The sequence below is a fragment of the Halomicrococcus pelagicus genome (assembly GCF_050954125.1).
In genome coordinates this window covers 804,525-818,433 of the sequence record NZ_JBPBWC010000001.1, presented here as the reverse complement: position 1 = coordinate 818,433, position 13,909 = coordinate 804,525, and the positions used below count along the sequence as shown (strand labels likewise).

General features: G+C 66.5%; 13 protein-coding genes. 6 read left to right on the top strand and 7 right to left on the bottom strand.

Going from position 1 to position 13,909, the window contains the following annotated elements; all coding sequences use genetic code 11:
• Nucleotides 1–118 precede the first annotated feature (118 nt).
• Both ACRYA2_RS04595 and ACRYA2_RS04590 read left to right on the top strand, forming a co-directional pair.
• Nucleotides 119–2,536, top strand: a complete 2,418-nt coding sequence (locus ACRYA2_RS04595) for a DNA topoisomerase VI subunit B (RefSeq protein WP_433624655.1) — start codon at nt 119–121, stop codon at nt 2,534–2,536.
• Nucleotides 2,533–3,618, top strand: a complete 1,086-nt coding sequence (locus ACRYA2_RS04590) for a DNA topoisomerase IV subunit A (RefSeq protein ID WP_433624653.1) — start codon at nt 2,533–2,535, stop codon at nt 3,616–3,618. Before ACRYA2_RS04595 ends, ACRYA2_RS04590 begins: the two co-directional genes overlap by 4 nt.
• Nucleotides 3,619–3,624: 6 nt before the next feature.
• On the opposite strand, the gene ACRYA2_RS04585 is transcribed toward ACRYA2_RS04590, so the two are convergent.
• Entirely contained in the window at nt 3,625–4,554 is a 930-nt protein-coding gene (locus ACRYA2_RS04585; RefSeq protein WP_433624651.1) for a DUF8130 domain-containing protein, read from the bottom strand.
• Between the two features lie 170 nt (nt 4,555–4,724).
• On the opposite strand from ACRYA2_RS04585, the gene ACRYA2_RS04580 reads away from it, so the two are divergent.
• Nucleotides 4,725–4,961, top strand: a complete 237-nt coding sequence (locus tag ACRYA2_RS04580) for a hypothetical protein (RefSeq protein WP_433624649.1) — start codon at nt 4,725–4,727, stop codon at nt 4,959–4,961.
• Here ACRYA2_RS04580 and ACRYA2_RS04575 read toward each other — a convergent pair.
• The 3 genes from ACRYA2_RS04575 to ACRYA2_RS04565 form a co-directional block, all read right to left on the bottom strand.
• Entirely contained in the window at nt 4,954–5,559 is a 606-nt protein-coding gene (locus ACRYA2_RS04575; protein WP_433624647.1) for a zinc metalloprotease, read from the bottom strand. The two genes, ACRYA2_RS04580 and ACRYA2_RS04575, sit on opposite strands and share 8 nt — an antisense overlap.
• Nucleotides 5,556–7,280 (bottom strand): TraB/GumN family protein, encoded by a 1,725-nt coding sequence (locus tag ACRYA2_RS04570; protein ID WP_433624645.1) that lies wholly within the window; start codon nt 7,278–7,280, stop codon nt 5,556–5,558. The genes ACRYA2_RS04575 and ACRYA2_RS04570 overlap by 4 nt, the downstream gene beginning before the upstream one ends.
• 136 nt (nt 7,281–7,416) lie before the next feature.
• The gene (locus tag ACRYA2_RS04565) at nt 7,417–7,710 is read right to left on the bottom strand and encodes a HalOD1 output domain-containing protein (protein WP_433624643.1); all 294 of its coding nucleotides are present in this window, start codon (nt 7,708–7,710) and stop codon (nt 7,417–7,419) included.
• A gap of 145 nt (nt 7,711–7,855) precedes the next feature.
• On the opposite strand from ACRYA2_RS04565, the gene ACRYA2_RS04560 reads away from it, so the two are divergent.
• Nucleotides 7,856–8,338, top strand: a complete 483-nt coding sequence (locus ACRYA2_RS04560; RefSeq protein ID WP_433624640.1) for an acyl-CoA thioesterase — start codon at nt 7,856–7,858, stop codon at nt 8,336–8,338.
• A gap of 169 nt (nt 8,339–8,507) precedes the next feature.
• On the opposite strand, the gene ACRYA2_RS04555 is transcribed toward ACRYA2_RS04560, so the two are convergent.
• On the bottom strand, nt 8,508–9,791 hold the full coding sequence (locus tag ACRYA2_RS04555; protein WP_433624638.1) for a DUF4397 domain-containing protein: 1,284 nt from the start codon (nt 9,789–9,791) through the stop codon (nt 8,508–8,510).
• A 167-nt stretch (nt 9,792–9,958) separates the two neighbouring features.
• Nucleotides 9,959–10,957, bottom strand: a complete 999-nt coding sequence (locus ACRYA2_RS04550; protein ID WP_433624636.1) for a DUF4397 domain-containing protein — start codon at nt 10,955–10,957, stop codon at nt 9,959–9,961.
• Nucleotides 10,958–11,226: 269 nt separating this feature from the next.
• On the opposite strand from ACRYA2_RS04550, the gene ACRYA2_RS04545 reads away from it, so the two are divergent.
• Entirely contained in the window at nt 11,227–11,691 is a 465-nt protein-coding gene (locus tag ACRYA2_RS04545) for a DUF7992 family protein (RefSeq protein ID WP_433624634.1), read from the top strand.
• A gap of 17 nt (nt 11,692–11,708) precedes the next feature.
• Here the strand turns inward: ACRYA2_RS04545 and ACRYA2_RS04540 are convergent, their stop codons facing one another.
• Nucleotides 11,709–12,080 carry a hotdog domain-containing protein gene (locus ACRYA2_RS04540; protein WP_433624632.1) on the bottom strand — a complete coding sequence of 124 codons (372 nt, stop codon included), beginning with the start codon at nt 12,078–12,080 and terminating at the stop codon, nt 11,709–11,711.
• 149 nt (nt 12,081–12,229) lie between these two features.
• Here ACRYA2_RS04540 and ACRYA2_RS04535 point away from each other — a divergent pair, with 149 nt between their 5' ends.
• Complete coding sequence (locus ACRYA2_RS04535; protein WP_433624631.1) at nt 12,230–13,879, top strand: rhomboid family intramembrane serine protease; 1,650 nt, start codon at nt 12,230–12,232, stop codon at nt 13,877–13,879.
• Nucleotides 13,880–13,909 lie beyond the last annotated feature (30 nt).

The window sequence follows — 13,909 nt, the reverse complement described above, 5'->3', positions numbered from 1 at the left end:
CCGCGGCCGTCGGGAAAGGTCGAAAACTTCCTCTCGACGGCGTCTCGAGCCCACTTTCACTTTCACCGCGCCCCATCCGGGCAGTTTTAAGCTCCCCGCCGATAAGTACAGGCGAAGAATGCCTTCCATGCAGTCGACGCTCGGCGACGAGGGGATCGCCGAGGAACTGGCCGAAAGCCAGCGCCAGATCTCCATCGCCGAGTTCTTCGAGAAGAACAAGCACATGCTCGGGTTCGACAGCGGAGCCCGGGGGCTGGTCACCGCCGTCAAGGAGGCCGTCGACAACGCGCTCGACGCCACCGAGGAGGCGCGTCTCGACCCGCCGGACATCTACGTCAAGATCGAGGAGGCGGGCGACTACTACCGCCTCGTCGTGGAGGACAACGGTCCCGGAATCACCCGCGAGCAGATCCCGAACGTCTTCGGGAAACTGCTGTACGGCTCGCGGTTCCACAAGCGCGAACAGTCGCGGGGCCAGCAGGGTATCGGCATCTCGGCGGCGGTCCTGTACGCCCAGTTGACCAGCGGGAAGCCCGCGAAGGTCACCAGCCGGACGGAGAACAGTTCGTCGGCCGAGTACTTCGAACTCATCATCGACACCGACAAGAACGAACCGGAGATCAAGACGGAGCGGGACCTCTCGCCGGGCGAGAGCGACCTCAATCCGACCCACGGCACTCGCATCGAGCTGGAGATGGAGGCGAACATGCGGGCGCGACAGCAGCTTCTCCGGTACATCAAACACACCGCGGTCGTCAACCCGCACGCTCGCATCCGGTTCAAGGAGCCGAGCATGGACGACGAACAGGTGTTCGAGCGCGCCGAGGGGTACGAGATGCCGGCCGAGACCGAAGAAATCCGGCCACACCCCCACGGCGTCGAACTCGGCACCGTGCTGAAGATGCTGGCCGAGACGAGTTCCCACAGCGTCTCCGGGTTCGTCCAGGAGGAGTTCACCCGCGTCGGCCGGAAGACCGCCGACAACATCGTCGACAACTTCCGCGACCGCTACTTCGGCCGAGAGATGGCGTGGTCCGGTCCGCAGGCTCACGACGACGCCGACGTGGAAGCCGCCGTCGAGGTTGCGGTGGCGAACAAGGGTGCGGACGCGACGGCCGCGTTCGCCGAGCGCGTCGCCGCCGAAGTGAGCGAACGCGAACTGATCGCACACAGCCAGCTCCGGGACGCCGTGGCCGAGGCCGCCGAGGCGGTCGCCGACGACCACGGCGCGACGTTCGGCGACACGGTCCAGGCGAACGCCGTCGACGCGGCGTGGGACGCCGTCACCGACGACCGGGTCTCGGACCTCTACCGGCACGTCGACGCGGCGACGACGACTCAGAAGGACGACGAGACCGTCCGGGCGCTCGCGGAGCGCCTCGCCTCGCAGTTCGACCGCGACGACGGGACCGACCGCCTCACGCGGCCGGAACTCGCCGAGTTCGTCGACCGCGCCGCGGACAACACCGAGGAGTACGCGGACGCGACTGTCGGCGAGACGGCTCGCGAGAATGTCGTCGAGGCGGTCTGGGAGTCGACGGTGACTGTCCCGGACGACGTGCCGCTCGTGCGCGAACTGGCGGACGACCGCGACGCGACGAGCGAACTGCTGGCGGCGATGCGAGAGACGAACATCATCTCGCCGCCGACCGACTGCCTCTCGCCCATCACCGCGGAGCTGGTCGAGGCCGGCCTCCGAAAGGAGTTCGACGCAGACTTCTACGCCGCCTCGACCCGCGAGGCCGACGTACACGGCGGCGACCCGTTCATCGTCGAGGCCGGCATCGCCTACGGCGGCGACCTCGAGAGCGAGGGGAAGGCCGACGTGCTGCGGTTCGCCAACCGCGTCCCGCTGGTGTACCAGCGCGGTGCGTGCGCGACGACCGACGTGGTGAAGTCCATCGGCTGGCGCAACTACAACCTGGACCAGCCGGGCGGTAGCGGCATTCCGAACGGACCGGTCGTCATCATGGTCCACGTCGCGTCGACGAACGTGCCGTTCACCAGCGAGAGCAAGGACGCCGTCGCGAACGTCCCCGAAATCGAAGACGAGATAGAGCTCGCCATCCGGGAGGCGGCCCGCGACCTGAAGTCGTACCTCAAGAAGCGCCGGTCGCTTCAGCAGCGCAAGCGCAAGCAGAACGTCATCGCCTCCATCCTCCCGAAGATGGCGACGAAGCTGGCCGAGGTGACGGACCAGGAGGAGCCGGAGTACGGGGACGCGCTGGCACGGATAATGAACAACGTCCTCGTCGAGCGTGAGGTAGAGGACGGCGTCGTCACCCTCTCGGTCGAGAATCACACCGACCGCAACGAGGAGGTCGACGTGACCGACATCGTCTCCGCCGAGCCGCGGAACCTCTCCGACGGCGCGACGGCGGTCGACATGGACGAGGAGTGGTTCGTCCAGTGGTCGCCGACCGTCGAGAGCGGGGAGACGGTCGAACTGCAGTACGAAACGGATGAGGAGGCGTCGTTCGACGTGAACGTCGACGGCGTCGAGAGCGAGAAACTCACCATCACCGACGAATCATGAGCGCAGACACAGACGCGCGCGAGAAACTCATCGAACTCGCGGCGGAGTTCTACGACCAGTTCGAACAGGGCGAAGTGCCGCGGATGAGCCTGCCGACGCGGACGAAAAGCAACATCGAGTACGACGAGGACGAGGACGTCTGGGTGTACGGCGACCGCCAGAGCACCCGCAGCGCGAAGAGCGTTCGCGGTGCCCAGAAGCTGATGAAGGCGGTCTACACCATCGAGTTCCTCGCCACGCAACTGGAGGAGGACCGCTCGTCGACCCTGCGTGAGCTCTACTACCTCTCGGAGTCCTGGGACGCCGACGAAGCGCAGTTCTCCGACCAGGACGAGTCGAACCAGCTGGTCGAGGACCTGGAGATCGTCTCGGAGGTCACCCGCGAGGACTTCCACATGCGCCCCGAGGAGTCCGGCGCGACCATCATGGGACCGCTGCACCTCCGCGAGCAGACTCGACGCGGCGAGCGCGAGATTCACTGCCAGGAGGATGTTGGCGAGGGCGGCTACCAGATTCCGAACAACCCCGACACCATCGAGTTCCTCGACAACGACGCCGACTTCATCCTCGCCGTTGAGACCGGTGGGATGCGCGACCGTCTCGTCGAGAACGGGTTCGACGACGAGTACAACGCCCTCATCGTCCATCTGAAGGGGCAGCCGGCGCGGGCGACCCGCCGCATCACCAGGCGTCTGCACGACGAACTCGACCTCCCCGTCACCGTGTTCACTGACGGCGACCCGTGGTCGTACCGCATCTTCGGCTCCGTGGCGTACGGCTCCATCAAGTCCGCACACCTGAGCGACTACCTCGCCACTCCCGAGGCGCGGTTCATCGGCATCCAGCCTGAGGACATCGTGGAGTACGACCTGCCGACCGACCCCCTCAGCGACTCCGACGTAAACGCCCTCGAATCGGAACTCGAGGACCCGCGCTTCCAGACCGACTACTGGGAGGAGCAGATAGAGCTCCAGCTCGACATAAACAAGAAGTCCGAACAGCAGGCGCTCGCCTCCCACGGCCTCGACTTCGTCACCGAAACCTACCTGCCCGAGCGACTCGACGCGATGGGTGTGCTGTAACGGTCGTCACCGCGCTTCGAGCGCGAAGTTCACCGCCCACTCGACTTCCGTCGACGGCTCTTGCATCTCCGAACTGTAGCTCAGCGTCCCGTCGACGACGTAGCTGCCGGATTCCATCCCCGGGGTTCCCGGCCGGAGTTCGTACCGCTTCGTCACCGTCTCGCCCGGTTCGACGGGCGTGAGCTTCCCGATGTCACAGACGGCCCGGACGCGCCCGTTCTCCACCTGCGCGCAGCCCTCTTCCTCGTAGTCGCGCCAAAGGAGGAACTGCCGGTCGGCGTCGCGTGCCTCGGCCCGGAGGACGCCGAACGGCGGGACGGTACCGCTGAAAATCTCCTGGGTCGTCTCGCCCTCGTTCGTCACGGCGAACGCTATCTCGCCCGGGTCGTCCGGCGCGACGCCCCGGTCTACGGGACGTGCGTCGAACCGCAGTTGCGGCGACGACGACGGCGAGAGGCGGTACAGTTTCAGCCCGTAGTGAGTGTGAGTGCTGCCGTCCGCGTTCACGCCCGTGAAGAAGGCGTAGCGCTCCAGCGCGTCGTCGAGCCCCGCCGGCACGTCGTCGGTCCGCAGTTTTCCGTCCCGGATTGCTGCCGCGATGGCCTCGCGCATGTCGGGGTCCGGAAGTTCCGACACGTCGACGATATCGCTCGCGTCCACCTCCGCCAGCGCGGCCTCGCGGGAGTACACCTTCGTCGTCTCCAGCGCGTACTTCGCCGTCGGCGCGACCTTCTCCGTCTCGACCGAGAAATTCGTGACGGCGTACCGCGCGTCCGGCGGGACGGCGGTCGTGGTCCCGTCGTTCGTCGTGGTACTGGTCGTGGTTCCGCCGGTCGTCGAGCCGGCCGGTTCCGGTCCGGAACCGGTTCCGGGCGAGCCGACGCACCCCGACAGCAGACCGGCCGCGACGCCGGCGAGGAGGGTTCTGCGGCGCATACGAGAAGAGACGACTGATATTGGTAAGTATCTTGTCGAGAGTGAAACGGTCGTTGTACCTTCCCGCCCGACCAGGGCAGGAGCCCCGCGGCGGCGCGGCGTCGACCGCGCGACGACTCGTGTCATCGAGTGCCCACAGTACCCTTGACGCTCACCCACGTCGGCCCGGTATGGAACCGACGCTGACCGAGAGCGAGGAGGGAAAGGACGTCGCCACGCGGGACGGCGAGACGCTCGGAACCGTCGAAAAGGTCGACCAGGGCGTCGCCTACGTCGCGGTCGCCGACGACGCGTCCGACGAGGCCCTGTCCGTTCTGAACGTCGAGGGGGAGAAGTACACCTTCCAGGAGTCCCAGCTGGAGAACGTGACGGACGAGCAGGTCGTGCTCGACGCCGACGTCACATAATCAGCAGCGCGAACAGGCCGACGCCGACGGTCGGAACGAGCGCGGCCACGAAGGCGACGGTGCTCCACTTGCGAACCGTGTTCCCGTCGAGCGGCCCCCACGGCAACATGTTGAAGCCAGCGAGCAGGAAGTTGATCTGCGCGCCGCGGTAGCCGACCTCGGAGACGAAACCCGGTCCGAGGAAGATGAAGGGGAAAAAGAGAACGCCGAGTACGACGTTCGTCGCCGGGCCGGCGAGCGCGATGAGGCCGTTCTCCCGGAGCGTGGCTCGACCGCGGTGGTAGACGGCACCGGGCGCGGCGAAGAGGAAGCCGGCGAGGCCGCCCGCGACGGCGAGAAACAGCATGCCGTAGTCGGCGCGGAACTCGGCGGCCTGCCCGAACCTGATGGCGGTGACCTTGTGCGCGAGTTCATGCAGGAGGAAGCCGACGCCGGCCGTGACCAGCGAGAGCACGAGCGCCGACAGGAACTGCGACGGTGGCGCGCCTCCCTGCATCAGCGCCCGGACGAGGTCGCGTTCGAGGAAGAACGCGAACGCGACGCCGAGCGCGAGCCACGCGACCAGCAGGTCCCGGAGTTCGCGGCCACTGAATTTCACGTGAGCGCCTCCACGATGAGGTCGGCGCTGTTCTGTGCGCCTCGTATCATCAGATCCGTGATGCGGTCGACGCCGCCGACCTCCGGGGCGACGACGGGGAGCACGACGAAGGGAAACATGAACGTCGCTATCATGCTCCCGAGGTTCGTCATGGCGACGATGGCGATGAGTCGGAACAGCGGCACGTCCATCATCCGCGTGACGAGGTCGGAGATGGGACTCTCCTCGTCGCTCATTATCTCGTTCAGCGTCGCAATGTCGGCGACGTTGACCCGGGTGTACTTCAGTTCCACGTAGCCCGCGAACCAGCCGGGTGCGAGCAGCGGGTTGACGCTGGTCAGCCACGCGATAGCGCCGCCGACGAGCGCGCTCCCCCAGTGTGCGCCCGCCAGCTTCGCAAGCGAGAACGCGAAGATGCCGTTGAAGAGGAACCAGGCGGCGAACACCTTGATGAGGAAGGTGTTTCGTACGCCGGCCATGAACAGCAGGACGAAGAACGCGACGAATCCGGCGGAGACGAGGTAGCCGAACAGCTTGAAGAGCGAGAAGCGCCGGCCCCGTTCCGTGCCGGTCAGCGACTCCATCGGCGGCAGCGTCTCGGGGCGTTCGAGGTACTCCTCGATGCCGGCGCGGTGACCGGCACCGACGACTGCGACGACGTCCTTTCCCGCGTTCCGCAGGTCGACGAGGTTGTGTGCGATGTACGCGTCGCGTTCGTCGATGAGCGCCTCCGCGCCACCCGGCGAGAAGCGCCGGAACTCCTCCATCATGGCGGTGATGACGTCGCTGTCGGTCAGGTCCTCGATGTCGAACTCCTCGTCCAGTTCCGCCTCGCTCTCGATGCCCGTGCCCATGACGAAGCCAGCGACGAGCCCGACGACGAGACCGACGCCGACGCCGGCCGCGATGGCGACGAGTGAGCGCAACGCGACCGCACCGATGGATTCGAGCGTCGGAGTGCCGACCAGCACGGGGGAGATGGCACCGACGCCGACCGCCGCACCGACGCCGAGGCCGACGAGTGCGCCGCCGGCGAGTACGACGTCGTAGCGCCGAGTGAGACCCATCGAAAGCGCGAACGCACCGAGCGCGAGGCCGGCGACGCCACCGCCGACGACGGCCCCGAACAGTTCGAGCGTGTCGGCGCTCGCGCCGAGCGTGAGCAACTCACCGACGCCGAGCAGGGGGGCGAAGAAGATTCCGAACAGGAGCGCGAAGAACGTGCCGAGGATCGCACCGCCGAGCAGTCCCAGCGTCAGCGGGTCGGTGACGCCCAACGCGAGGCTGCCGACCATCCGTGCTTTCTCCCGACCGGTCATCCGTGCCCAGAACCGCTGGATGGTCGTCTGGATGTCTCGGTCGACCAGGGCGACGTCGCTACCCTCGCGTTCGGCCACCTCGATGGCCGCCTTCATGTCCGCGCCGGGTTCGATGTCGAACTGTTCGCCCATCCGCGTCTGGACGTACGACAGCATCCAGTAGGCGAGAAACTGGAAGACGGTGTTGCCGTGCAGCAGGTCGGTCGGTTCGAGGTCGTCGGACATCTCGCCCCGCATCTGCTTGTACCGCCCCTCGTCGAGTTCGACCGCGACGGTGTCCGGGCGGTCGTCTTCGACCGCCTCCTCGACGCGTTCGACGCTCTCGGCGGAGACGTGGGCCGTCCCCACGACGCGTACGCTCCCGTCGCCGTTCTCGGACGACGGCGGGTCCTGGTCGGTCATCAGTCCACATTCTCACCCTCCGTTTTTACCGTTGTCGGTGAGAAGACAGTTTTTCACGTCACGGCCACGCAGGAATAGAATCGCGCCCTGCGATGCCGTCTCCGGTCGAGTACCGCGGTCGGCTACCTCGCTCGCGTCACTCGTCGGACCTGACCAGGACGCGGCCGTCGCTCTCGACGACGACCTCGTGTTCGGCGACCGTGAAGGATATCTGGCCGGCGACAGATCGCCCTACTCCGTTCGGTCGGGGGCCGAAAACGGTTTCGAGAGCGTCCACGTAATGGTGGAGCGGCGCGAGGGACTCCGAGGGCTGCCCGGTCGCCGCCTCTAGCGTCTCGACGACGGTCTGGACGAGCGACTTGTCGTCGCCCCAGGAATGCCGGGACGAGGCGATCGGTTCGGGGTTCTCGGAGAGTGTCATTCCTGACATACCAAACACGAAGGGACCGAGCCCCATCCCCGTGTCCGTTCAATGCTTCACTTTTTAAGTGAGGCCGTTGTGCGGAGCGACCTTCACGGCGTCGGGTCGTCCGGAAGCGCGACGAACTAAGTGGGCGTCACGCGAACGTCCGGCCATGAGCGACAGCGCGACGCTGATGGACTCGTACACGGAGATGACGGAGCTACTCTTGCCGAACGACACGAACAACCTCGGGCGTGCGCTCGGGGGCGTGGTGCTTCACTGGATGGACATCTGCGGAGCTATCGCAGCGATGCGGTTCTCGAACCAGCAGTGCGTGACCGCCTCGATGGACCACGTCGATTTCATCAGCCCCATCGACCTCGGCGAAGTCGCGGTCGTCGAGGCGTTCGTCTTCTCGACCGGTCGGACCAGCGTCGACGTGAAGGTGAACGTCCGCGCCGAAGACCCCCGGACTGGCGAGGAGCGCGAGACGACGACCTCCTTCTTCACGTTCGTCGCGCTGGACGAGTCCGGCACGCCGACGCCCGTCCCCGACCTCGAGTGCCCCACGGAGAACCAGCAGTCGCTCTGCGACGCCGCGAGGCAGCAACGTATGGAGGAACTCCAGTCCATCGCCGAGCGCATCGAGGGCTGACCCGGCGACTCACGCCCTGGCGCGCACGACGGCCACGCGGTGGTCCACGTCGGAAGCCGTTCGACCCGTTCGGCGTTCCCGACGCCATCGCGTCCGAGCAACTCGTCGACGCTCTCTACCGCGTACTCTACGTCGGCGAATCGAACCGTCGGAAGAAAAATGTCGGCGTTCAGTAGCCGTCGTCTTTCGTCGTAGTAGTCTTCTTCCACGGCTTTTCGCCGTCTTCCTTCGGCGTCTTCGGCTTCTCGGGTTTCTCCGGCGTCTCAGGTTTCTCCAGCGTCTCGGTCATTTTCGGCATCTCCGGTGTCTCCGGCGTTTTCGGCGTCTTTGGCGTTTTCGGCGTCTCAGGTTTCTTCAGCGTGGTCTTCGTCGTAGTCTCCGTCGTCGTCGTCTCTTTCGGAGTGGTTTCCTTCGGTGTCGTCTTCTTCGGCGTCGTCTTCTCTGGGGTTTCCTTCGGCGTCTCCTTCGGAGTCGTTTTGCGTGGCGTCTCCTTCGGCGTAGTCTTCTTTGGCGTCTCTTTCGGAGTAGTCTTCTCCGGGGTTTCCTTCGGCGTGGTCTTCTTCGGAGTGGTCTTACGTGGTGTCTCCTTCGGAGTGGTCTTCTTCGGAGTCGTTTTCTCCGGCGTCTCTTTCGGCGTAGTCTTACGTGGCGTCTCTTTCGGCGTGGTCTTCTTCGGCGTCGTCTTCGCTGGCGCCGCCGTCGTCGTCTTCTTCTCCGCCGTGGCGTCGATGGCCAAGAACAGCTGGAACGGCACGTCGGCCGGCGCGTCCTCGGGGTTCAGGTACCCCGCGGCGAACGCGGTGTACACCGTGCTCTCGTTGAGCGTGACGTCGAACGTCGCCACGACCTCGCCGGAGTCGTTCGCGGTCGCGGGCCGGACCTCCAGCGTGTAGTCGCCCGCCGGGACCTCGACGTAGTCGGTGGCGTTCTGGAAGGAGACGTTGTCGAACAGCGTCGTGTTCGTCTCCTCGACGGTCACGTCGACGGGCGGGGCGTCCGGCGATGCGTGGAAGAGTCGGACCGAGGCGTTCTGCTCGGGAACGATGAAGTTATCTTCGAGCACCACCGGTGCGAACTCGGTCGTCGCGTTCTCGGAGATCTCGCCCGTCGCGGCGACTGTGTAGTTGGTGTCGGCCTCGAAGGTGACGTTCCCGGAGAAGACGACGGTGCTCGGGTCGCCCGCCGCCTGAATCGTCACGTTCCGCTCGCCCGCGGGAACGGCCGTGTACTCCGTGACGTTGCCGAACGAGAGGTTTTCGACGGCCGTCTCGCCGTCGACGAGGACGTCGACGGGCGGGGCGTCGGGCGACATGTGTGCCACGCGGACCATCGCATCGCCGTCTGCGCTATCCGAATGGTCCGTCGACAGTCCGACGCTCGCTCCGGCGTAACCGACGAGTAGCAATGTTACGAGCGCAATACTCAGCGTTCGTTTCGATGTATTCCCCCTCATCGAGTCGCGGTTCGACGGGTCCGTCATTAAAACGGTGAGACCGTCCACAGCAGAAAGAGCCCGGTACTCCGCGGAACGGCCCGCTGAACGTACTCGTAACGAGAATTACGGCCGTCTGTTCGTACGGCGGAAATCCCGGTTCACCGGGCGAAGTTCGGTGCCGAAGGTCAGTAACCGCCGTCGGTCGTCGTCGTGCCGCCGACGGTTGTCGTGCCGGTCATCGTCCCCACGACGGTCGTCGTTCCGGCCCCCGCAGTCGTGCCGGTCGCTTCCGTGGTCTCGGTTCCCGTCGCTTCAGTCGTCGTGCCGAATTCGGTCGTTTGCCCGGGCGTCGTCCCCGTCTCGGTCGTCGCGTTCGCGGCCTCGGTCGTCGTCTCCGCTGCAGTCGTTTCGTTCGCCGCACCGTCGGCGTCGACGACGATTATCGGCTGGAACGGCACGTCGGCTGGCGCGTCGTCGGGGTTCAGGTATCCCGCCGCGAACGCGGTGTAGACGGTACCGCCTTCTACGGACAGGTCGAACGTCCGGACGACCTCGCCGGAGTCGTTCGCGGTCGCGGGCCGGACCTGAACCGTGTAGTTACCGGGGGCGACCTCCGTGTACTCCGTGGCGGTCCGGAAGGAGACGTTGTCGAACAGCGTCGTGTTCGTCTCCTGGACCGTGATGTCGACGGGCGGCGCGTCCGGCGAAACGTGAACGAGCCTGACCGAGGCGTTCTCCTCGGGGACGGTGAAGTCGTCTTCGAGCACCACCGGCTCGAAGTCGGTCGTCCCCTCGTCGGTGACCTCGCCAGCGGCGACGATGGTGCGGCGCGATCCGGCGTCGAACGTCAGTTCTCCGGAGAAGACGACGGTGCTCGGGTCGCCCGCCGCCCGAATCGTCACGTTGTGCGCCCCGGCGGAGACGGCGAGGTAGTCGGTCACGTTACCGAACGAGAGATTCTCGACGACCGTCTCGTTGTCGACCAGCACGTCGACGGGCGGGGCGTCCGGCGACATGTGCGCCACCCTGACGTTCGCGTCACCGTCGCCGCCCTCCTGCGTTCCCGCTGCTGCCGTCTCGGTCGTCGTCTCCTGCGCCGCGAGGACGCCACCCGCTCCGGCGTAGCCGACGAGCAGCAGCGTTAGTCCGACTGCGACCGTTCGTGCCAGTGTTGTTCTCCTCATTCGCACTACCGTCCGGCGGTTCCCGGCATAAAACGCCATGACCGTCCAGCGACGAACGCCGCGTATCGGCCTTCTTTCAGTGCTCATAACGAGGATTACGCCCAGTTAGGTGCAGATTCACCGGCGCTGCAACTCGACGGTGGCGGAGAGCCGATTTGCGCCGACCGTCGGGTGAGTTCGTGCCGGTAGTGGGAGCGGCGTACCTGGCGCTGTGGCGAACGGTTCTCGCCGAAGGAACGCTTATCCGGGGGCCTGTCCTATCGTGGCACATGGGACTCGACGTTGCGGTGCCGGACCCGCCGGAGCTACGGGCCGAGGCGGACATCCAACAGTACGAGGACGTGTCAGTCGACGGTGAGACGGACTACCGACGCGACGAACTGGAGACGTTCCTGCGCGAGGGCGCCTGGACCGAGGCGTTCAACCAGTGGTCCGAGCATACCGACCTCGACGAGCGGGAGTTCGAGACGGCTCGCGACCTCAACCTGTTCTACGAGTTCGACTTCTTCTGGGACGACTTCGCCGACCGCGTCGGCTACCACGCCCCGGGCATCCCGGAGGACTGGCAGGAGCGGGACGTCCACCCCGACCTCGACTCCTGGAACGCCGTCTCCTCCATCAACGCCGCCCTGACCGAACTGGGTCAGACCGTCTGCGACGTACTCGAACGGGACTACGTCGACTGGGAGGCGGAGTTCGACGCGCCGGACGACCTGCCGGAGTTCGACCAGTAGACTCCGGCGGGCGTCGGTCACCGGAATATCACGCCCTCGGTTCGGCCCTCGAGAACCACCTCGTCGTCCCCGCTCCGGCAGACGAACGTCGCCGCTATCTCGTACCGGTCGTCGTGCTCGTCGACGCGTTCGACGCGCGACTCACAGGAAACCTCCTCGTCGACGTAGACGGGCCGCCGGAACTCGAACTCCATCGACCGCGCCACGTAGTCCATGTCGCCGCCGATCTTCGTCGGGAGCGTCGCCGTCAGTAGCCCGTGGACCATCGGACGGTCGCCCTCGTGGTGGGTTCCCTGGTCACCGGAGAGGTCGGCGAACTGCTCGACCTCTCGTTCGGTGAACGTCCGCGAGTACGTCGCCACGTCGCCCTCGTCTGGTACGTCGACCATGAGTCCGGGTTCGCGACCTCCGGAATTACTCCTTTCGAAGTCGCCACCCTGTCGGGAGCCGCCCCGTCGGCACGGTCGGCGCTCTCCTCCAATCCGGTCAGTCGACCGATACGTGTTCATTTATATCCCCGTGGTCACACAGTCCGCGTATGGCTTCTCCGTTCGACGGATGGCCGATACGGGTCGCCATCCCGGTCGGCCTGGTCGTCTCGCTGCTCGTCGTCTGGGCGCTGGACCGTCCGAACGGTCGCTGGAGTGCGAGGCTGCGGAAGCGGTTCCTGCTCGGCGTCCCCTGGGGAACGCTGGTCTCGGTCACCTTCGTCGTCGGCGTGTACCTGTTCGTCCAGCACGGCTGGGAGCACTGGCGCAACCCCGTCACGGTCGCGTTCGCGTCCTGGTCGTACCTCTACCCGCTCGGCGTCGTGCTCGGGCCGTTCTCCCACGCCGGGCCGGGACACCTGCTGGGGAACGTGACGAGCACGCTCGCCGTCGCGCCGCTGGCGGAGTACTACGTCGGACACTACCCGACCCGGCGCGGCGAGCAGTCGTTCGGCTCGTGGCGGACGAACCCCTGGCTTCGCGCGTTCGTTCTCTTCCCACTCGGCGTCGGCGTCGTCGGGATCTGCACCAGCCTGTTCGCCTGGGGTCCCATCATCGGGTTCTCCGGCGTTCTGTTCGCGTTCATCGGGTTCGCGCTCGTCCGGTATCCGCTGGGGACGGTCGTCGCGCTGTCGGCCCAGGGCGTCGTCCAGACGGTCTACCAGGCGCTCCAGAGCCCGCTGATAGTTCAGGGTGCCAGCGCCAGCTACTCGAAACCCTGGTGGTTCGGCATCGCCGTCCAGGGCCACGCGCTCGGCTTCTTCCTCGGGGTCGTCGCCGGCCTGCTCGTCCTCCGGTTCCGCGACCGGGCCGCGCCGCCGGCGCTCCGGACGTGGACAGGGACGCTGCTGGTGGCGACGTCGCTGTCGCTCTGGGCGCTGTGGTGGTACCGGGGCGTCGAGACGTACGTCCTGTTCCGCGGGCTGGGCATCGTATTCGTGCTGGCGCTGGCCACGCTCGTCACGTTCGCGGTACGGACCCACGACGCTACCTCGTTCGGACCGGGCGCGCGGCAGGCGGGGACCGTCCTGGTGTTCGTTCCGCTCATCGTCATGGCCGGCGTCGCGGCGCCGGTGAACCTCACGACCGTCCAGGGCGACGGCAACGTCGAAGGTGTGACCGGCGTGCAGGTGCGCGACTACACCGTACTGTACGCCGAGGACGTACCGAACCAGAAGGTGAGCGTGGTCGACGTCTCAGTCGGCGGGGAGACGACCAGCGTCGACACCAGCGGCGTCATCGTCGTCAACGAGGAGCGGGAGGTGTGGACCCGCGAGGTGACCAAAGGACAGCTGGCGTTCGCCGGAAGGAGGGCCGTCCGCGTCGGCGGGGTCGGCTGGGCCGAGACGGTGTTCGCGCGACGCATCGGCTGGTCGGCGGTCGGCGGCGGCGCCGCGTACCAGGTCTGGTTGCGTCCGGCCGACGACGGGTGGCGTCACGCGTACGCCTCCGAACCGGCGACGGCCGACCCCGTGGTGGCGGGCATGAACGTCTCCATCGTTCCGGCGGACGACCCCCGGAAGAACCCGTTCCGCCTGCGGCTCACCAACGGTAGCACGACGGTCGCCTCCCGGCCGCTGCCGACGGCCAACGTCACCGTGTCGGTCGAGGGGGTCCAGTTCACCCGTGAGAACGGCGTCATCTACGCCCGGGTCGACGACACCCGGGTTCGCGTGGCGAAGAAGGAGAGCTACAACTGACTAGCCCACGTTGCGCGACTCGGACGGCTC

Excerpts from the sequence above, each read along its gene's own strand:
- ACRYA2_RS04595 (WP_433624655.1), top strand. The coding sequence starts at position 119 with ATGCCTTCCATGCAGTCGACGCTCGGCGACGAGGGGATCGCCGAGGAA.
- ACRYA2_RS04590 (WP_433624653.1), top strand. The coding sequence starts at position 2,533 with ATGAGCGCAGACACAGACGCGCGCGAGAAACTCATCGAACTCGCGGCG.
- ACRYA2_RS04585 (WP_433624651.1), bottom strand. The coding sequence starts at position 4,554 with ATGCGCCGCAGAACCCTCCTCGCCGGCGTCGCGGCCGGTCTGCTGTCG.
- ACRYA2_RS04580 (WP_433624649.1), top strand. The coding sequence starts at position 4,725 with ATGGAACCGACGCTGACCGAGAGCGAGGAGGGAAAGGACGTCGCCACG.
- ACRYA2_RS04570 (WP_433624645.1), bottom strand. The coding sequence starts at position 7,280 with ATGACCGACCAGGACCCGCCGTCGTCCGAGAACGGCGACGGGAGCGTA.
- ACRYA2_RS04565 (WP_433624643.1), bottom strand. The coding sequence starts at position 7,710 with ATGTCAGGAATGACACTCTCCGAGAACCCCGAACCGATCGCCTCGTCC.
- ACRYA2_RS04560 (WP_433624640.1), top strand. The coding sequence starts at position 7,856 with ATGAGCGACAGCGCGACGCTGATGGACTCGTACACGGAGATGACGGAG.
- ACRYA2_RS04555 (WP_433624638.1), bottom strand. The coding sequence starts at position 9,791 with ATGAGGGGGAATACATCGAAACGAACGCTGAGTATTGCGCTCGTAACA.
- ACRYA2_RS04550 (WP_433624636.1), bottom strand. The coding sequence starts at position 10,957 with ATGAGGAGAACAACACTGGCACGAACGGTCGCAGTCGGACTAACGCTG.
- ACRYA2_RS04545 (WP_433624634.1), top strand. The coding sequence starts at position 11,227 with ATGGGACTCGACGTTGCGGTGCCGGACCCGCCGGAGCTACGGGCCGAG.
- ACRYA2_RS04540 (WP_433624632.1), bottom strand. The coding sequence starts at position 12,080 with ATGGTCGACGTACCAGACGAGGGCGACGTGGCGACGTACTCGCGGACG.
- ACRYA2_RS04535 (WP_433624631.1), top strand. The coding sequence starts at position 12,230 with ATGGCTTCTCCGTTCGACGGATGGCCGATACGGGTCGCCATCCCGGTC.